The sequence below is a fragment of the Streptomyces sp. NPDC091292 genome (assembly GCF_044757265.1).
In the GTDB taxonomy this organism is placed as follows: domain Bacteria; phylum Actinomycetota; class Actinomycetes; order Streptomycetales; family Streptomycetaceae; genus Streptomyces.
Window position 1 is genome coordinate 187,417 of sequence record NZ_JBIVUQ010000008.1, and the last position, 18,227, is coordinate 205,643.

16 protein-coding genes and 2 tRNA genes are annotated in these 18,227 nt (G+C 71.8%); 7 read left to right on the forward strand and 11 right to left on the reverse strand.

All coding sequences use genetic code 11. The features are described 5' to 3' along the window. Positions 1 to 64: 64 nt before the first annotated feature. Together ACIQNU_RS23050 and ACIQNU_RS23055 are read left to right on the forward strand one after the other, a co-directional pair. The gene (locus ACIQNU_RS23050) at positions 65 to 2,329 is read left to right on the forward strand and encodes an elongation factor G-like protein EF-G2 (RefSeq protein WP_401369432.1); all 2,265 of its coding nucleotides are present in this window, start codon (positions 65 to 67) and stop codon (positions 2,327 to 2,329) included. A 257-nt stretch (positions 2,330 to 2,586) separates the two neighbouring features. Beyond that, positions 2,587 to 4,248 carry a hypothetical protein gene (locus ACIQNU_RS23055; RefSeq protein WP_401369435.1) on the forward strand — a complete coding sequence of 554 codons (1,662 nt, stop codon included), beginning with the start codon at positions 2,587 to 2,589 and terminating at the stop codon, positions 4,246 to 4,248. Positions 4,249 to 4,424: 176 nt separating this feature from the next. On the opposite strand, the gene ACIQNU_RS23060 is transcribed toward ACIQNU_RS23055, so the two are convergent. From ACIQNU_RS23060 to ACIQNU_RS23075, 4 genes are all read right to left on the reverse strand, one after another. Further along, complete coding sequence (locus ACIQNU_RS23060; protein ID WP_401369437.1) at positions 4,425 to 4,979, reverse strand: HIT family protein; 555 nt, start codon at positions 4,977 to 4,979, stop codon at positions 4,425 to 4,427. A gap of 61 nt (positions 4,980 to 5,040) precedes the next feature. Next, positions 5,041 to 7,017 carry a threonine--tRNA ligase gene (thrS, locus tag ACIQNU_RS23065; RefSeq protein ID WP_401369440.1) on the reverse strand — a complete coding sequence of 659 codons (1,977 nt, stop codon included), beginning with the start codon at positions 7,015 to 7,017 and terminating at the stop codon, positions 5,041 to 5,043. Between the two features lie 117 nt (positions 7,018 to 7,134). Continuing rightward, positions 7,135 to 8,340, reverse strand: coding sequence for a hypothetical protein (locus tag ACIQNU_RS23070; protein ID WP_401369915.1), 1,206 nt, complete (start codon positions 8,338 to 8,340; stop codon positions 7,135 to 7,137). Between the two features lie 50 nt (positions 8,341 to 8,390). After that, positions 8,391 to 8,954 (reverse strand): DUF4365 domain-containing protein, encoded by a 564-nt coding sequence (locus ACIQNU_RS23075; RefSeq protein ID WP_401369441.1) that lies wholly within the window; start codon positions 8,952 to 8,954, stop codon positions 8,391 to 8,393. A gap of 168 nt (positions 8,955 to 9,122) precedes the next feature. Here ACIQNU_RS23075 and ACIQNU_RS23080 point away from each other — a divergent pair, with 168 nt between their 5' ends. Continuing rightward, positions 9,123 to 9,848: a 3'-5' exonuclease gene (locus ACIQNU_RS23080; protein ID WP_401369443.1), complete on the forward strand. Its 726-nt coding sequence runs from the start codon at positions 9,123 to 9,125 to the stop codon at positions 9,846 to 9,848. 73 nt (positions 9,849 to 9,921) lie between these two features. Here ACIQNU_RS23080 and ACIQNU_RS23085 read toward each other — a convergent pair. Next, a tRNA-Val gene (locus tag ACIQNU_RS23085) sits at positions 9,922 to 9,993 on the reverse strand. A 39-nt stretch (positions 9,994 to 10,032) separates the two neighbouring features. Continuing rightward, the gene (locus ACIQNU_RS23090; protein WP_401369917.1) at positions 10,033 to 10,524 is read right to left on the reverse strand and encodes an SRPBCC family protein; all 492 of its coding nucleotides are present in this window, start codon (positions 10,522 to 10,524) and stop codon (positions 10,033 to 10,035) included. Positions 10,525 to 10,720: 196 nt separating this feature from the next. Here ACIQNU_RS23090 and ACIQNU_RS23095 point away from each other — a divergent pair, with 196 nt between their 5' ends. Then, positions 10,721 to 13,303 (forward strand): SCO7613 C-terminal domain-containing membrane protein, encoded by a 2,583-nt coding sequence (locus tag ACIQNU_RS23095; RefSeq protein WP_401369446.1) that lies wholly within the window; start codon positions 10,721 to 10,723, stop codon positions 13,301 to 13,303. A gap of 221 nt (positions 13,304 to 13,524) precedes the next feature. On the opposite strand, the gene ACIQNU_RS23100 is transcribed toward ACIQNU_RS23095, so the two are convergent. Together ACIQNU_RS23100 and ACIQNU_RS23105 are read right to left on the reverse strand one after the other, a co-directional pair. Beyond that, positions 13,525 to 13,596: transfer RNA gene (locus ACIQNU_RS23100), tRNA-Val, on the reverse strand. 103 nt (positions 13,597 to 13,699) lie between these two features. Further along, entirely contained in the window at positions 13,700 to 14,143 is a 444-nt protein-coding gene (locus ACIQNU_RS23105; protein WP_401369447.1) for a TIGR02611 family protein, read from the reverse strand. A 190-nt stretch (positions 14,144 to 14,333) separates the two neighbouring features. Here ACIQNU_RS23105 and ACIQNU_RS23110 point away from each other — a divergent pair, with 190 nt between their 5' ends. Together ACIQNU_RS23110 and ACIQNU_RS23115 are read left to right on the forward strand one after the other, a co-directional pair. Beyond that, positions 14,334 to 14,747, forward strand: a complete 414-nt coding sequence (locus ACIQNU_RS23110) for an SsgA family sporulation/cell division regulator (protein ID WP_003959770.1) — start codon at positions 14,334 to 14,336, stop codon at positions 14,745 to 14,747. Positions 14,748 to 14,985: 238 nt separating this feature from the next. Then, a complete protein-coding gene (locus tag ACIQNU_RS23115) occupies positions 14,986 to 15,600 on the forward strand; it encodes a CGNR zinc finger domain-containing protein (RefSeq protein WP_401369450.1) in 615 nt (204 codons plus the stop codon). A gap of 33 nt (positions 15,601 to 15,633) precedes the next feature. On the opposite strand, the gene ACIQNU_RS23120 is transcribed toward ACIQNU_RS23115, so the two are convergent. Further along, the gene (locus ACIQNU_RS23120; RefSeq protein WP_401369968.1) at positions 15,634 to 15,957 is read right to left on the reverse strand and encodes a hypothetical protein; all 324 of its coding nucleotides are present in this window, start codon (positions 15,955 to 15,957) and stop codon (positions 15,634 to 15,636) included. A 206-nt stretch (positions 15,958 to 16,163) separates the two neighbouring features. Further along, entirely contained in the window at positions 16,164 to 16,622 is a 459-nt protein-coding gene (locus tag ACIQNU_RS23125; RefSeq protein ID WP_401369452.1) for a hypothetical protein, read from the reverse strand. 169 nt (positions 16,623 to 16,791) lie between these two features. On the opposite strand from ACIQNU_RS23125, the gene ACIQNU_RS23130 reads away from it, so the two are divergent. Further along, on the forward strand, positions 16,792 to 17,331 hold the full coding sequence (locus tag ACIQNU_RS23130) for a DsbA family protein (protein ID WP_401369454.1): 540 nt from the start codon (positions 16,792 to 16,794) through the stop codon (positions 17,329 to 17,331). 30 nt (positions 17,332 to 17,361) lie between these two features. Here the strand turns inward: ACIQNU_RS23130 and ACIQNU_RS23135 are convergent, their stop codons facing one another. Next, positions 17,362 to 18,186 (reverse strand): GNAT family N-acetyltransferase, encoded by an 825-nt coding sequence (locus tag ACIQNU_RS23135; RefSeq protein ID WP_401369457.1) that lies wholly within the window; start codon positions 18,184 to 18,186, stop codon positions 17,362 to 17,364. Positions 18,187 to 18,227 lie beyond the last annotated feature (41 nt).

Sequence of the window (18,227 nt, forward strand, 5' to 3'; positions counted from 1 at the left end):
GACGCGGCCTCGCGTGTCCGCGCCCCACAGGGACCTCACCGTGCACGACCTCGGGAGGCAAGTCATGGGCGACAAGGCGAACGCACACCCCGGAGCCGCCGGCAGGGCGGTAACGGCCGACCACCCCGCGTCCGTACGGAATGTGGTGCTGGTCGGCCACAGCGGATCGGGCAAGACGACACTGGTGGAGGCCCTCGCGCTGACCGCGGGGGCGGTGAACAGGGCGGGCCGTGTGGAGGACGGCGGCACCGTCTCGGACTACGACGAGATCGAGCACCGGCAGCAGCGCTCGGTGCAGCTCTCCCTGGTGCCCGTCGCCTGGGACGGGTACAAGATCAACATTCTGGATACCCCCGGATACGCCGACTTCGTCGGAGAGCTGAGGGCCGGTCTGCGCGCGGCGGACGCGGCCCTCTTCGTCGTCTCGGCCGCGGACGGCGTGGACGGCTCGACCCGCATGGTCTGGGAGGAGTGCGCGGCCGTCGGCATGCCCCGCGCCATCGTCGTGACACACCTGGAGGCGGCCCGCGCCGACTTCGACGAGATGACCCGCGTCTGCGCGGAGACCTTCGGCGGCGACGACCCCGACGCGGTACTGCCGCTCTACCTGCCGCTGCACGGCGATCCGGCGCCGGACGGGCACGCGCCCGTGACTGGCCTGATCGGCCTCCTGTCGCAGCGGCTCTTCGACTACGCGTCCGGGGAGCGCAAGGAGTCCGAGCCCGGCCCCGAACAGCTACCGCTCCTCGCGGAGGCCCGCAACCGGCTGATCGAGGGAATCATCGCCGAGAGCGAGGACGAGTCCCTCATGGACCGGTACCTCGGCGGCGAGGAGATCGACGTCAAGACCCTCGTGGACGACCTGGAGCGCGCCGTCGCGCGCGGGGCGTTCCATCCGGTCCTCGCGGCGGCACCCGCGGCGGACGGCGCCAGGCAGGGGCTCGGCACGGTCGAACTCCTGGAACTCGTCACGGGAGGGTTCCCCACCCCGTTGGAACGCCCGACGCCCGCGGTGTACACCACGCGGGGCGCGTCCCGCCCGCCCGTCGACTGCGACCCGGACGGTCCGCTGGTGGCCGAGGTCGTGAAGACGGCGTCCGACCCGTACGTGGGCCGGGTCTCCCTGGTACGGGTGTTCTCGGGCACCCTGCGCCCCGACGAGACGGTGCACGTCTCCGGGCACGGACTGGCGGACCGGGCCCACGCGAACGGCGACGGGGACCGGCGCAACGGCGACCGGCAGGCCGCGCTCGACCCGCACGACCTGTACGACCTGCACGAGGCCGATGAACGGGTCGGCGCCCTGACCGCGCCTTTCGGAAAGCAGCAGCGCTCCCTCGCCCAGTGCGTGGCGGGCGATCTGGCGTGCGTCGCCAAGCTGCACCGCGCCGAGACCGGTGACACGCTGTCCGCGAAGGACGACCCGCTGCTGATGGAGCCGTGGGACATGCCGGACCCGCTGCTTCCGCTGGCGATCCAGGCCCACAGCAAGGCCGACGAGGACAAGCTCTCGCAGGGCCTTTCGCGGCTGGTCGCCGAGGATCCGACGATGCGCCTGGAACAGAACCCGGACACCCATCAGGTGGTCCTGTGGTGCCTGGGCGAGGCCCACGCGGACGTGGCCCTGGAGCGGCTGCGCAGCCGCTACGGCGTCCAGGTCGACGTGATACCGCACAAGGTGTCCCTGCGCGAGACGTTCGCCGGCCGGTCGGCGGGGCGCGGGCGGCACGTCAAGCAGTCCGGCGGGCACGGGCAGTTCGCGATCTGCGAGATCGAGGTGGAGCCGCTGCCCGGCGGCTCGGGCATCGAGTTCGTGGACAAGGTCGTCGGCGGCGCGGTGCCGCGCCAGTTCATCCCGTCCGTCGAGAAGGGCATCCGCGCGCAGGCCGCGAAGGGCGTCGCGGCGGGCTATCCGCTGATCGACATCCGGGTCACGCTGCTCGACGGCAAGGCGCACTCGGTGGACTCGTCGGACGCGGCGTTCCAGACGGCGGGCGCGCTGGCCCTGCGGGAGGCCGCGGGGGACGCCACGATCCACCTCCTGGAACCGGTCGTGGAGGTACAGGTCCTCATCGGCGACGACGACGTGGGCTCGGTGATGAGCGACCTGTCGGGGCGGCGCGGCCGGGTCGTGGGCACGGAGCAGGCACCGGGCGGGCGCACTCTCGTACGGGCCGAGGTCCCGGAGATCGAGATCGGCCGGTACGCGGTGGACCTGCGGTCGCTGTCGCACGGCACCGCCCGCTTCAGCCGCGCCTACGCCCGCCACGAGCCGATGCCGGCCCACCTTTCGGAACGGATCCGGGAACAGGCGCAGGACACCACGTAGCGAACGGGGGCAGGACACCCGGTAGTCGGGCACACGGGCCCGTACCTCATCGGCGACCGCATGCGGTGCCGCCCGCCGAACTTCCTTACGCGGCGGGCGGGTCCGGTCCCGCGTCCGGATCCCGGTACCGCTGACGGATGTCAGTGTCCCCGGATACGCTGATGACCTGATCAAGTCGATCACCGGATCAACAGGTGTGCGGGCCGGGGAAGTCGGGAAAAGCCGCAGCAGCGGGTGCAGGCGGCGAGGGGGCGGCAGTGGCGGACGACGTATTCGACTTCAGGCCCGGGGCACAGGTTCCGCTCGCGGGCTCGGCGGGCCAGACCGCGGCGACCCAGGCCCTGGCGTCGGCGGCGTACCGCGACGACAAGGTCGACAAGATCCTTGAGGCCAACAGCGACTGGCACCAGTCGACGGTCTCGAAGGGGCCCAAGTGGGCGACGCTTTTCGAGCCGAACCTCGGTGAGGCGTTCGCGCGCGCCGTCCAACTGCGGATGCTCGGCGGCGCCCGCAAGCCGCTCATCCAGTCCTTCGGGATCGAGCCGCAGACGGTCGTGGAGCACTGCCTCGCGGCCAACCGCATCCGCAAGGAGCGCGACAGTTGGCTGACCGCCGTCATGGTGCTCTGCGGGCTGATCTTCCTGCCGGGCCTGCTGATGTGGCTGCTGGTCTTCCAGATCCGCAGGATGATCGACAAGAGCAGCAACAAGCGGGCGTCCGCGCTGGCCACCGCGGTGCTGGTGGCCGCGGCCGTGTTCGCCGTGATCTTCCTGATCCGGCTCCCCTTCGACGGCTTCTGGGCGTGGTACACGCGGGGCGCGGTCGTCATGCCGGTCGTCGGCTGGCTCTGGGCGAAGCAGATCTGCGAGCGGACCGCGCGCGATCTGCGCGCGCGCTGGGACAGCCTGCTGTCGGGCGGCGGCATCGGCGCGAAGATCCCCGAGGCGGTGCCCACCGATCCGAACCAGACGGCGGCCGAACAGCTCCGCCAGAGCCTGGCCCGGCTCAGCGCCGAGCAGCAGTCCAACTCGGTCTTCTACGCGGGCCCGAAGGGCATTCTCGGCATGGGCACCCGCTGGGGAAGCTGGCAGCTCGCCGAGGATCTGACGCCCCGTGAGCCCGGCTCCGAGATCCACCCGTTCCGCAGCTGGGACGTCATCCGCTCGGTGCACGACCAACTCCGCATGCTGGAGCGCGGCCCGCTGCACACCGGCGGCTTCCCCACCCCGTCGATCCGGCACTGGATCGTGACGCCCATCGGCGAGGGCGCGAAGGCGGTGTCCCGGCCGTCGGGCACGGACGTCGACGCGTTCCAGATCAAGAACCACGAGATACAGCGCATCTGCAACGAGCAGCAGTTCGGCAGCGGCGACCGGCACTATCTGGGCGTCCAGTTCACCCTCTGGGACGGCCAGTTGGTGATCACGATGCTCATCACGGTCACCGTGCTCCACCAGACGCTCCGCATCGAGGTCACGGGGCACGCCCTGGGCCCGGTGCACCCCTTGTTCACGAGCGGCCCCGCGGCGAAGACCAAGGAGATATCCAAGGCGATCAAGTTCTGGGAGACCAGGACCCGCAATCTGCCGCTCGTCGAAACGGGCGAAGTGGTACGGCTCGCAGCGCGCGCACCCTTCACCTGGTATCCGCCGATCCTGGACTTCCTCGGCGGCTCCCTGGGACTGCCCGAGCCCTTCGGACTGCGGCACGCCTGGGCGGACAAGCCGTGGCGGCACCGCTTCATGGCCGACGACGCGCTGCGCGCGGCCACCCCGGTCCTGCGGGTGGTCCACGCGGCGGCGATCAAGGTCCTCGAAGAGAACGGCGTGGACACCGAGAAGTTCGGCGCCCGTTCGGGCTTCCTCAGCGGCGCGGTCCAGGACCCTTCACCTCGGAAGGCGGACGTCTACGACGCGTAGCGCTCCGCGGGTTGAGCGGGGAACGGTGCCCGGGGACAACGGTGCGGGGGGGGACGGTGCGGAATCGACGCGCCGGCCGGTCGTGGCTGGCCGCGCAGTTCCCCGCGCCCCTGAAGAGCGGCCCTTGCGGGCGCTCCATCAGGGCGCCACAGCACAGCGCTCCATCACCCCGCCCTTCAGGCCGTGTCCGGCCAGGCGTCGGCCAGGAGCTTGCGGGTGTCCGCGAGAAGTTGCGGCAGCACCTTCGTATGGCCGATGACGGGCATGAAGTTCGTGTCCCCGCCCCAGCGCGGCACGATGTGCTGATGCAGATGCGCGGCGATCCCGGCGCCCGCGACGGTGCCCTGGTTCATGCCGATGTTGAATCCGTGCGCCCCCGAAGCGGAGCGCAGCGTGGTCATCGCCTGCTTGGTCAGCGCCGCGAGTTCGGCGGTCTCCGGCGGGGTCAGATCGGTGTAGTCGGCGACGTGCCGGAAGGGCACGACCATCAGGTGGCCGCCGTTGTACGGGTAGAGGTTGAGCACCGCGTAGACATGCTCACCGCGGCGGATGATCAGGCCGTCCTCGTCGGACTTGGCCGGGATCGAGCAGAAGGGACACCCGTCCTCGACCCCCGGCCCGGTCGGCTTGTTCTCCCCCTGGATGTACGCCATCCGATGGGGCGTCCACAGCCGCTGGAACGCGTCGGGCGTCCCTACTCCGCTCTGCCGCTCCGGCTCACTCGTCTCCATGCTGAGCAGCATATGACCCCCGGGAAGTGAGACCTCCCGGGGGCCGACGGCGATCAGCGCGTCACACCTGTACGCGGCGCTCCACCACGTCCACCAGCTTGGCCAGCGCCTGGTCGCGCGGGATGCCGTTCTCCTGTGAGCCGTCCCGGTAGCGGAAGGAGACCGTACCGGCGTGCATGTCCTCGTCACCGACGATGATCATGAACGGGACCTTCAGCTTCTGCTGCGTCCTAATCTTCTTCTGCATCCGGTCCGACGACGCGTCCACCTCGACCCGCAGCCCCTGGCGCTTGGCCTCGGCGGCGAACTCCTGGAGGTAGGGGATGTGCGCGTCGCCGACCGGGATACCGACCGCCTGCACCGGGGACAGCCAGGCCGGGAACGCACCCGCGTAGTGCTCAAGGAGCACCGCGAAGAACCGCTCGATCGACCCGAACAGCGCCCGGTGGATCATGACGGGGCGCTGCTTGGAGCCGTCGGGCCCGGTGTACTCCAGGTTGAAGCGCTCGGGCAGGTTGAAGTCGAGCTGCACGGTCGACATCTGCCAGGTCCGGCCGATGGCGTCCTTGGTCTGTACGGAGATCTTCGGCCCGTAGAAGGCGGCGCCGCCCGGGTCGGGGACGAGCGGGAGGCCCTGCTTCTCCGCGACCTTGCGCAGCGTCTCGGTGGCCTCTTCCCACACCTCGTCCGAGCCGACGAACTTCTCCGGGTCCTTGGTGGACAGCTCCAGGTAGAAATCGGTCAGACCGTAGTCCCGGAGCAGGTTCAGCACGAAGGTCAGCGTCGAGTCCAGCTCGTCCGCCATCTGCTCCTTGGTGCAGTAGATGTGCGCGTCGTCCTGCGTGAAGCCGCGCGCACGGGTCAGACCGTGCACGACGCCCGACTTCTCATACCGGTACACGGTCCCGAACTCGAAGAGGCGCAGCGGCAGTTCACGGTACGACCGGCCGCGCGCGTCGAAGATCAGGTTGTGCATCGGGCAGTTCATGGGCTTGAGGTAGTAGTCCACGCCCTCGTCGAGCTGCATGGGCGGGTACATGCCGTCCGCGTACCAGTCGAGGTGCCCCGAGGTCTCGAAGAGCTTCCCCTTGGTGGCGTGCGGGGTGTAGACGAACTCGTACCCCTCCTCCTCGTGGCGGCGGCGCGAGTAGTCCTCCATGACCCGGCGGATGATGCCGCCCTTGGGGTGGAAGACCGCGAGGCCCGAGCCGATCTGCTCCGGGATCGAGAAGAGGTCCAGCTCGGCGCCGAGCTTGCGGTGGTCGCGCTTCTCGGCCTCGGCGAGGAACTCCAGATGGGCCTTCAGCTCGTCCTTGGACGGCCACGCGGTGCCGTAGATCCGCTGGAGCATGGGGTTCTTCTCGCTGCCGCGCCAGTACGCGGCGGCGTTGCGCATCAGCTTGAACGCCGGGATGTTCCGGGTCGTGGGCAGGTGCGGGCCCCGGCAGAGGTCCTTCCAGCACAGGTCGCCGGTCTTCGGGTCGAGGTTGTCGTAGATCGTCAGCTCGCCCGAGCCGACCTCGACATCGGCGCCGTCGTCGTGCGAAGCGGAGCCCTTGATGCCGATGAGTTCCAGCTTGTACGGCTCGTCGGCCAGCTCCTCGCGCGCGTCGTCGTCGGTGACGACGCGCCGGGAGAAGCGCTGTCCGCGCTTCTGGATCTCCTGCATCTTCTTCTCGACGGCCTTGAGATCCTCGGGCGTGAACGGCTTCTCGACGTCGAAGTCGTAGTAGAAGCCGTCCTTGACCGGCGGACCGATGCCCAGCTTGGCCTCGGGGAACAGCTCCTGCACGGCCTGCGCCATGACGTGCGCGGTGGAGTGGCGCAGGATGTTCAGGCCGTCCTCGGACGAGATCTCGACGGGTTCGACCTCGTCGCCGTCCGCGACCGCGTACGCCAGGTCCTTCAGCTCGCCACCCACGCGCGCGGCGATGACGGTGCGCTCGCCGGTGAAGAGGTCGGCGGCCGTGGTGCCCGTCGTCACCGCGCGCTCTTCCCGCTCGGAATCGCGTTGGATGATCACGCGGACGTCTGACACCGGTCTCTCCTGACTGAAGGTGGGGGCGGCACCGAACCCTGGTGCGCGCGCACCAGGAATCGTACCGATCGACGGGACCCCACCGCGAAACGGCCGCCGGGCCCCGTCCCACGGCGGTCAGTCCCCGCTGCACGCCTCCTCGAAGAAGTCCAGATTCTCCTGGAGCGCCTTCATCAGCCGGTCCCGCTCGGCCTCGTCCACCTGGACGGGGACCACCCCGTGGGCGCCGGTGAGTCTGCGGAAGCCGCCCCGGCTCTCCAGGCGCCCGTGCACCCGGATCGGCAGCCCGACCAGATGGGCGTGGCCCGCTATGCGGTACGACTCCTCGTCCAGGGTGATCCGTACATGCGGCACCTCCGCGCCCGCGAGGACCCGCAGCCGTACGTTGCCCTCGCCGCGCGGTCCCGAGCGCCGCATCCGCACCACGGCGCCGGTGAGCCGCACCGGCACCGACGGCTCGTCGCGCAGATAGCGCTCGCTCGCGGCGCGCAGCGCGGGCAGATCGCCGGGCGAGAACTCGACGGGTTCGGCGGTCGCCGCGCAGTCCTCCGGCACTCCGGCCGCCGGCGACCATTCGACGGCGATCCGGGCCCCCTCCGTGCCCCGGACGAGCGCGATCACCGCCTCGGTCAGCTCATGGCTGACGCCCGCTTCGACGGCGCCGTCGAAGGCGTCCATGCCGCCGGTGGCGCGCCGGTAGTCGATTGCCTCGCGGGTGGCGTACAGGGCCTGGTGGAGCCGGACGGAGAGCGGGCGGCCGGTGCCGACGGGTACGAAGGCGGTCAGCAGGCGCCCGCCGGGCGCGGCGCCCACCAGGACGCTCTCCAGGGACGCGGCGGCGGGTCCGCGGTGTCGGGCGCCGTAGTACCCGGCACGTCCGCGCACGGCGAGGGCGCCCGCGAGGAGCATCAGCCGGGCCGCCGTACGCAACTGCTCCTCGGCGGGCCAGGTCGCGGCGCCCGCGGGGCCGGTCGGCACATCGCGCCACCAGCGGATCTCGTCGCTGGGCACGGCGAGGCCGACGAGTACTTCGCGCGCGGAGGGCGTGCCGCTGCGCAGCAGGGCGTCCAGGGCCTCGGCGAGCAGGTCGTCGCTGTCGGGGAAGGCGCGGGTCTCCGGCACGAGCAGGCTGGTGCGTCCGGCGCCGGGTCCCGGCGGGGTCCAGCGGGCGTAACGCCCGGGGGCGCCGCCGCGCCGCCGCCAGCCGTGCCGGTCGAGGAGCGCGCCGAGCACGGCCGGGTCGACCTGGTCGGGTGGCGGCGCCTGGGACCAGACGCTCGCGAGGTCGACGGGGTGCGGCCGGGCGGGCGGTACGGCTTTCACGGGTGAGGGTCCGGATTTTGCGGGTGGGGGTGTGTCGGCGGGGCGTGGGGTCACGGTCTGCCTCCCGTTCCGACCCGCGTCATGATCTCGCAGAGCGCCCGGTCGTCGAAGATGCGCGAGGTCGGCACGCGCACGGTGGTCCTGGTCCGGCCGGTCACGGCGTGGCCCGCGAGGTTCGTCCAGTAGCAGCAGTGCCGCAGGTCGAGCCGGTCGTGGCCGGCGCGCAGCCAGTCGTCCTGGGAACGCGGCACCAGCATCACGACGAGGATCTTGTGCACGGAGACCGGGGTCCGCGCGAGCTTCACCAGATGCGCGTTGTCCAGCGTGAACGAGAACGCCGCGCCCGGTGGGTTCGGCGGTATCTGGTAGGTGCACTTGAGCTGCACCTTGATGGTGACTTCGTCGTCGACCGTGTGCCCGGGGGCGCTGTGGCTGACGTGCCAGTCGATGCCGTTGTCGGGAAAGGGCTGGGAGAGGGAGCATCCGGCAGCCGCCGCGACGGCGTGCAGATATCCCACCTGCAAGGTCTCCATGCACGCGGTGGCGGCGAGGGTGCCACGCGGTGCCGTCCGCTCGGGCAGCAGCCCGCCCCTTTCGGGCTGCGCGATCGCCATGTCCAACAAGCCTTCCACATCGGATGGATGGGCGGCCGGGCCTCTCAACTGCTCCGGCCTGTATCTGTGTTGTCTCCGCGCGGCGTACGGAACAAACAGCACGGGTATCACCGAAACGGGCAGAGAAGGCAGGTCAACTGCCTGAGGTGAACGAGGAGTTGTGTGCGTATGACGCGCTGGTACGAGGGCCCTCTGGTCGCCTTCGACACGGAGACGACCGGCGTGGATGTGGAGACCGACCGGATCGTGTCGGCCGCCGTCGTCTTCCAGGAGGCGGCGGGGCTGCGCCCCCGGGTGAGCCGGTGGCTGGTGAATCCGGGGGTGCCGGTGCCCGCGGCGGCGACCGCCGTGCACGGGCTGACGGACGAACAGCTGACGCGCAACGGCCGCTGGCCGTCGCCCGTCATGGAGGAGATAGCCAGGGAGCTGGGCGAGCACAGCGCGGCGGGCCGCCCGCTCGTGGTGATGAACGCTCCGTTCGATCTGACCCTGCTGGACCGCGAGTTGCGCCGCCACCGCGCGTCGTCGCTCGCCCACTACTTCGAGCGGTCGCCGCTGTGGGTGCTCGACCCCCGGGTCCTGGACAAACACCTGGACCGCTACCGCAAGGGCCGCCGCACCCTGACCGACCTGTGCGCGCACTACGACGTGGAGTTGCAGGGCGCGCACGAGGCGGCGGCGGACGCCCTGGCGGCGCTGGATGTCGTGCGGGCGGTGGGCCGCCGGTTCGCCACCCGTCTGGACCGGTTGGCGCCGGGTGAGCTGCACACCTTGCAGGCGGTGTGGCACGCGGCGCAGGCGCGGGGGCTCCAGGCGTGGTTCGCGCGCTCGGGCACGCAGGAGGCCGTGGATCCTGCATGGCCGCTGCGCCCCGAACTCCCGGCCGCCGCCTGAGCCCTGGGCGCCCGGATCCGGGGTGCGGACAGCGGAAAGCCGGTCCGTCTGCTGACGGACCGGCTTTTCCCGGTGGGCGATACTGGGTTCGAACCAGTGACCTCTTCGGTGTGAACGAAGCGCTCTCCCACTGAGCTAATCGCCCGGGAACGGACTGAACCATACAGGTCCCGGCGGGTTTCCTTCAAACCGCTTTCGGCCGATCCGGCCGTTCCGGCCCGTCCGGCCCGTCCGGCCGCTTCAGCCGTGCGGTCAGTCCGCGGCGGCCCGCGCGCATCATCCAGGCGTGGTTGAAGAGGAACACGGGCCGGCCGGGCACGGCGAGCCGGCGCAGCAGGGCTTTGCGGACCTCGACCTCCTGGTCGTAGCGCGCGCGGGTGCCGGTCCCTCCGGCGCTGACGGTCCAGCGGGCCCAGCCCTCCAGGTCGCCGTCCATCGCGATCTCCAGGACCCCGGCGACCGGATCGCGGCGTACCTCCGTGGCGGTGACGACGAGGTCGTACGGCAGCAGGGAGCGGAAGCGGGCGGTGCCGCTGCGCTCGTCGACGGGGACCACCTCGCGGACCTGCGGCCACCACCGGGGGTACGCCTCGGCCTCCGCCAGGACGGCGTAGACGGCGGCCGGTCCGGCCGGGAGGTCCCAGACGCTGCGGAAGCGGTAGTGGCACCAGTTCACGCGCCGGTTCACGCGCCGGTTCATGCGCCGAGTCAGGCACGGAGTCATGCCCCGATTCTGGCCCGCCGACGGCGCGCGGCGGGGCAGACACCCGTACAGCGGAGGAATCCGCGTACACGGGTGAGGCGGGAATCTGAGTACGGGCTGAGTATCCGCGCTCATGCCGGGCGCCGCGTCCCGCACGACACTCCCTGGCATGACGAACTTTCCGCCCCCGGCCGAGGAGCTGCGGGCCCTCGACCTGGAACTGCGGCAACTCGACGCCCGCAGAACCCAGTTGCTGGCCCGCCGCGCCTGGCTGCTCGGCGCCCTCCAGGCGGCGTCGCGGCAGCCGGCGCCCGCCTGGGGCCCGCCCGCCCCGCGCGCGTGGGGCGCCCCGGCACCGACGGCGGCCAACGGGTCCCGGCCGGAGGCGGGGGCCCCGGGCGTGCAGAACCTGCTGCTCGTCCTCGGCGGCGGCCTCCTGACCATCGCGGCCATCGCCTTCACGGTGGTGAGCTGGGGCCACCTCGGCATCACGGGCCGCTCGGCCGTACTCGGCGCGGTGACGCTCGCGGCGCTCGGCGTCCCGGTGCTGCTGTTGAAGAGCGGGCTGCGGGCGACGGCGGAGACGGTGGCGGGGCTCGGCCTCGCCCTGACCGCGCTCGACGCGTACGCGCTGCACGAGCTGGCGCTCCCCGGGACGTCCGGGACCGGCTTCACGGCCGCCGCGATGGCCGTACTCGCCGTGGTGTGGGCGGCGTACGGGCTGTGGCTGCGTGAGCTGCGGCTGCCGCTGCCCTCGGCCGTCGCGGCCGTCCAACTCCCCCTGTTCCTGTGGGGCACGGCGGCCGGGGCCGGTGCGCACACGCTGACGGCGGCGCTGCTGGCGACCTGCGCGTTCGACGCGGCTCTCGCGCTGCGGACGGACGACCGGGCGACCCGGATCGCGGCGGCCGTCGGCGCGCTGGTGACCGGCGCGTGGGGTGTGCTCGCCGCGGGCTGGCTGTCCTGGGTGGTCTCGGACCTCCCCGACGCGGCCGGTGCCAGTGCGCTGCTCGCCCTGGCCGCCGTGATCGCCTTCGCGGTGGCGTACCGGGTGGAGCACACGGGCATCGCCTTCGGTACGGCGCTCTCGGGCGGCCTCCTGTCGGTGGCGGCGCTCGGAGGCGTACCGGCCGAGATGCTGACGGGCGCCCCCTCGTGGACGGTCCCCCTGTATCTGCTCTGCGGGCTCGCGGTGGGAGCGGTGGCGCTGCGGCCGTGGGCACCCGCCGAACTCCCCTTCCCTGACGGCGCGTTCCGGCGCGGCCTCGCCGCCGCCTCCGCGACCGTGCCGGCGGTCGCCGTGCTGTGGACGCTGCCGTCGCTCGCCGTGGCGGCCCTCGGTCCGGTGAACCTGGCCGACGCGGTGTGGTCGGGCGTGCCCTCGGACATCCTCGACGGGTCCGCGGCCGGCGTCCCCCTGCCGGACGGAGCCGCCGTGTGCGTGACCCTCGCGGCCGTCACCGGGGTGCTGTACGCGCTGGCGCGCCGCGCCGGCCGACAGCACGCCCGGTACCAGCCCCTGTCCGCCGGAACCCTGGCCATCGCCTGGGCGACCCTCTTCCTCCTGCCGAGCGCCCTCTCCCTTCCGTACGCGGCGGTGGTGGCGGCGCAGATCGCCTTGACGGCGGGCCTGCTGACGGTCGCCGCGACGACACGCACCACGGACGCGAGCACGAACACGGGTACGGGTACGGATACAGGCGCCGCTGCGGGTACGGGTACGGGCGCCACGGCAGCGGAGCCGGATGCCTCCCCGCTCGGAACCACCCCCCGCTCCCTCCCCGTACTCCCCCTCACCGCCCACCTCCTCGCCCTGGGCACCTCGCTCAGCATCGCGTGTCTCGCGCTCGCGACAGAGGCGGCGACGCTCGCCACGCTGGCGGCCCTGACGGTCCTGTTCGCCCTGTCGTGCCTGCGCACGGCCCGGAGCGAGGACCCGCTCCCGGCGCAGATCTCGGCGGGCGGCGCGTTCGTGTACGCCACCGGTCTTGCCGGTGCCGTGGGTGGCTCGGCCGGGTGGGCGCACGCGTCGACCGCCCTGCTCGTCCTGGTGGTTCCGGTGGCAGCCGCGCTGCTCGCGGCCCGGCTCGGCAGGCACCCGCTGACGGCGGTCGTGGAGTGCGCGGGCGCGGCGGCGGGCCTCCTCGCGATCGGCCTGGCCGCCGAGGACCCGCCGATGCTGGCCCTCGTCCTCGCCCTGTGCGGGGTCGTCTGCGCGGGTACGGCGGTCCGCGACGACCAGCGGAGCGCCGGATACGCGGCCGGGGCGCTGTTCGTCCTGGCGACCTGGGTGCGGCTGGGCGCGTGGGAGGTGCGGACCCCGGAGGCGTACACGATTCCGGTGACGGTGCTCGCACTGGCGGTCGGTGTGCTGCGCCGGCGGCGCGACCCGGAGGCGTCGTCCTGGGTGGCGTACGGGCCGGGGCTCGCGGCGACGCTGCTGCCGAGCCTGGTGGCGGCCTGGGGCGACGGCGACTGGCCGCGTCCGCTGCTGCTCGGGGCGGCGGCTTTCGTGATCACGCTGGTGGGTGCCCGGCAGCGCCTCCAGGCGCCGTTGGTGCTCGGTGGCGGTGTCCTCGCGCTGGTCGCCCTGCACGAACTCGCCCCGTACATCGTCCAGATGGTCGGCGCGCTCCCCCGCTGGCTGCCGCCGGCGCTCGCGGGTCTGGTGCTGCTGGCGCTCGGGGCCACCTATGAGCAGCGGTTGCGGGACGCGCGGCGGATGCGGGACGCGCTCGGGAAACTCCGCTGAGGGGTGCGCCGCCGAGGGGTGCACCGTCCGGGTGAACGAGGCGTCAAGCTGATTACCGGTCAGCTGATTAGCGGTCAGATTCCCGGACGGTAACCGAAGTTCCCGATTCCGGGAATTCACAGGAAATGAGTTCCGGCCTTTTCACGGCCCGGCCGGACGAGGAAGTTCCGCACAAAAGCCCGCGGCCCGGAGGCTGAAAACCTCCGGGCCGCGGGTCCGGGTGGGCGATACTGGGTTCGAACCAGTGACCTCTTCGGTGTGAACGAAGCGCTCTCCCACTGAGCTAATCGCCCGGACGCACGGAGAACATTACCGCATGTCAGCGGGTGCCTCCGACAGCCCCGACACCCGATGACGTCACCCGATGACGGGGCCCGCCGACCGTCACCCGAGAAGTCACTCCTTGATGTTCCAGGGCATCTCCAGGCCGAACTTCCAGAGGTAGATCCCGCAGAGCACCGCCACGATGACCAGGCCGATCGCCGTGAGGATCATGTTGCGGCGGCGCACCTTCGGGTCGAGCGCGCGCTGTGCCGCCTCGGTGACCTTGCGCTTCGTCCACCGGAGCACCAGCTGCGCCCAGACGAACTCGGTCGCCCAGATCGCCATGCCCCCGAAGATCACCAGCCAGCCGGGCCCCGGCAGGGGCAGCATCACGATGCCAGCGGCGACCACGGCGAGACCGACGATGAACACGCCGACCTGCCAGCTCAGGTGCAGCGTCCTGCGGGCCTGGATGAACCCCGGAGCCCGGGAACCCAGCTCCCGCTCCGCCTTCGACCCGTCGGCTCCGTCGACCGCCAAGGCGCCCTCCCGCACTCCGTCACTCCCCGTATTCATACGCCTAAACCTACCGGAGCGAATCCGGTCACCGGAATGGTCCCTCAGGACGAACAATCACTCCGCCGTACGAGGTACCTAAAGACACGCAAAACTCCCAGAGGGGTTTACAACGGCACCGTAGGTGGCATGTCGATTTCGCCGACGTGCGAATCCCCGAGCGCACACTGAGCGAAAGGCCCTGGCGCTTATGAACACCACGGTCAGCTGCGAGCTGCACCTGCGCCTCGTTGTGTCGAGCGAGTCCTCACTGCCTGTACCCGCAGGACTGCGGTATGACACGGCCGATCCCTACGCCGTGCACGCCACCTTCCACACCGGAGCCGAGGAGACCGTCGAGTGGGTGTTCGCCCGCGACCTCCTCGCCGAGGGCCTGCACCGGCCCACCGGCACCGGAGACGTCCGAGTCTGGCCGTCCCGTAGCCACGGACAGGGCGTCGTCTGCATCGCCCTGAGCTCCCCGGAGGGCGAGGCTCTGCTCGAAGCCCCGGCGCGGGCCCTGGAATCGTTCCTCAAGCGAACCGACGCCGCCGTGCCACCCGGCACGGAGCATCGCCACTTCGATCTCGACACGGAGCTTTCCCACATCCTGGCCGAAAGCTAGGCACCGCCTGCCGACAGCCACGCGATCAGCCCGACGCCGCCCGACTCGGGGAGGCGGCGCGGGCCACGACAACCGAATACGGCACACACCGGCGCCGTCGCCGCGGGATTCCGCGGGGGCGGCGCCGGTGCGTCGGGGGCGGCCGAGGGCGCGCGGGCCCGTACGGCGTGTCGCGAAGCCGCTAGCATCGGCTCGCATCGGCGGGCGTGAGCCCGACCCCCATGCCAGGGAGCGAATCGTGCTGATCACCCACGACACCCGGTGCGCGCTCGACACCGTGGTCGATCTGGTGAACTCCGCACCGGAGGACGACACCGGCGACACCGGCGACCGCGGCACATCGGGGAGCAACAAGTCCGACAGGACCGACAAGGCCGATGGCCTCGCCGATGTGACGGCTCTTGGCGAATTCGTACGAAAACACGAGATCAGCGATGTGGGGACGCTCACGGAGCGTGACCTCGCGGCGGTCCACCGGGTGCGCGATCGGTTCGCTCAGGTGTTCGCCGAGCCCGAGCCGCGGGCGGCGGCCGGACTCATCAACGAACTGGTCGCGGCGGCGGGCACGACGCCCCGGCTCACCGACCACGACGGCTACGACTGGCACATGCACTACTTCGCGCCCGGTGCGTCCGTCGCCGACCACCTCGCGGCCGACTGCGGGATGGCGCTGGCGTTCTTCGTGGTGGCCGGTGAGCAGGAGCGGCTGCGGCGCTGCGAGGCGCCGGACTGCCGGCGGGCCTTCGTGGACCTCTCCCGCAACCGTTCGCGCCGCTACTGCGACAGCCGAACCTGCGGTAACCGACTGCATGTGGCCGCGTACCGGGCCCGCCGCAAGGAGGCCGCGGGCTGAGACCCGCCACTGACGGCGGGAACGGATCGCGGGTCACAGCAGGAACAGGTCGTGCAGCGCTGCCATCAGCAGCAGGATCCCGATCACGGCCAGGAAGATCATCAGCGGCGGTTGCGAGAGGGCGAACAGACATCCGCGCCGCTCCTCCGGCACGGGAGCGGGAGGCCGGGGCACGGCGACCGGAGGGGCGACGGTACGCGGCGGGGTGCCGGTGTCCGTCGGGGCGATCGGACATGTCGTCGGGGCGGTACGCGGCGGGGGAACCAAGGCGGTCCGAGTGGCCGCGTCGCCCCGGGAAATCGTGTCGTGGGGAGCCGTTTCGATGGGGGCGGCGCCGCTAAGTGTGGTGTCGAGCATCTCCGGCCGATGATGACGCAGCGCGGCCCCACTCGGCGATCAACACGCCCGGAATGGCAGGGAGTTCATGGGTATCGGTGACCACATCGTGAGACGCCGCAGGGAGAACACCCCCAAGTGAACCGACCTCTTCTCACATACTGAGACGCCGCACAGGCAGCGGCCCGCCGGACGGCCGCCGGACGGTCAAGGGGGAACGATTCGGCTCAGATGCCGTGCTTCTTCAGGATCGCTTCGATGTCGCTGAAGTCGTCCGTGCTGCCCGAAGCGGGCTTCGACGCGGGCTTCGACGCCGGCTGCGCCTCGGGGCGCCCGGCGGCCTGGCCGAGCGAGGGTGCGGAGGCGGCCGGTGCGACGGCCTCCCGCTTGGCGGCCTTCGCCGCCGCCCTGCGTTCCTTACGGGTACCGCCCCGGCGGCGCTCCACGGCCCGCGTGGTCATGAACAGCACCCACGCGACCGCGAGCACGCCGAAGCCCGCCCAGGCGGTGGGGCTGAACGCGGTGTCGACCGCCCACTTCACGGCTCCGGTCATCACCAGACCGGCGGGGACCAGCGCATACGCGACCAGCCGTGTCGCCGTGAGAAAACGCTTGCGGTAGGCGGTGACCGCAGCGATGCCGAGGCCGGCCACGGCCAGGGCGGAACACACGGTCTCGGCAATCATCCGGTCCTCCAGGCGGGTGGTCGGGCTGGGACGGTTCGTCCCCCTCCATCGTGCACCGTCCCGGTCCGGTCGGGCCACGGTCCGGCGACAGCTCAGGGAGATCTCCGGGTTCCGGATCATCCCCAGGTCCCGGTTGGGGCGCCCCGCAGCGGGCTGGGAGACTGGCCCCATGAGTGACCCCAGCACCCCGAACACCCCGAACACGCCGACCAGCGCTCCCCGCCCCGTCCTGGACCTCTGGTGCGAACTCCAGTGCCCCGACTGCCGCACCGCCCTCGACGACGTGCACGCGCTGCGCGCCCGCTACGGGGACCGGCTGGAGATCAGGCTGCGGCACTTCCCGCTGGAGCGGCACAAGCACGCCTTCGCGGCGGCGCAGGCCGTGGAGGAGGCCGCCGAGCAGGGGCAGGGCTGGGCGTACGTCGAGGCGGTACTGGCCCGGGTGACGGACCTGGACCGCCGGGGCGAGGCGCTTCTCCTGGACGTGGCCCGCGAACTGGGCCTGGACGCGGACGAGTTCGACACCGCGCTCATCGACGGCCGGCACATCCTGATCGTCGACGCGGACCAGGCCGAGGGCAAGGCGATCGGGGTCACCGGCACACCCACGTACGTCATCGACGGGGAGCGGCTCGACGGCGGCAAGAGCCAGGACGGGCTGCGCGAGCGGATCGAGACGATCGCCGACCGGCTGCTGGCGAACACCTGACGCCCACCGCGCCGGTCGGCCACGAGCCCGCTACAGCAGCGCCTTGTACAGGGAGATCCGCTCGGTCTCGTAGCCGAGCGAGTCGTACAGCGTGCGGGCCGGGGTGTTGCCCGCGAAGACGTTGAGGCCGAGGACGGTGCGGCCCGCGGTCAGGGCGTGACGCTCGGCGAGCAGCATGAGGGAGCGGCCATGGCCCTTGCCGCGGTGCTGTTCGGCGACCTCGACGTCGTAGACATAGGCGTCGTCGGCGCGGACGGCCACCCACAGGATGCCGACGGTCTCGCCGTCCTGTTCGAGGACGCTGAAGACCATGCCGGGGGTGTCCGCGCCCCGCGGCAGTTCCGTGGCGTGATCGCGCTCGGTCTTCGCGCGCGCCTCGGCCTCGGGCACACCCCGGGTGATCCAGTCGCGCGCGTACTCCTCCTTGCTGCGCTCCTCCCACACGGCGAACTCCGCGCCGGTCATCGGGCGGGCCCGCACGCCGTCCGGCAGCGTGGGCGCGGACGGGCCGACCCGCTTGCGCATGGCGCGGTTGCGCTCGACGTACCCGAGCGCGCCCGCGAGCCCCAGCGCGGCCCCGGCCCCGGCGGGCACGGTCACCTCGATCCGTGTGCAGCCCCAGCCGCGCACGATCTCCTCGGCCGCGAGCGCGGCGACCGTGCCACGGCCCCGGCGGCGGTCGGGCTCGTCGATGCCGAGATGGTCGATACGGGCCACCGTGGGCCCGAAGCGCCGGTCCGTGCTGAGGTCCGCCACTCCGACAGGACGGCTGTTCACACACACCTGGTAGTGGCGGGACAGCGCTCCGTCGGCGGCGCGTTCGAGCGGCCCGGTCGGCCGCAGGGTGGTGGTCATCAGAGGAGTTCTACCCACGGCGGCGCCCCCTCGCATCCCGT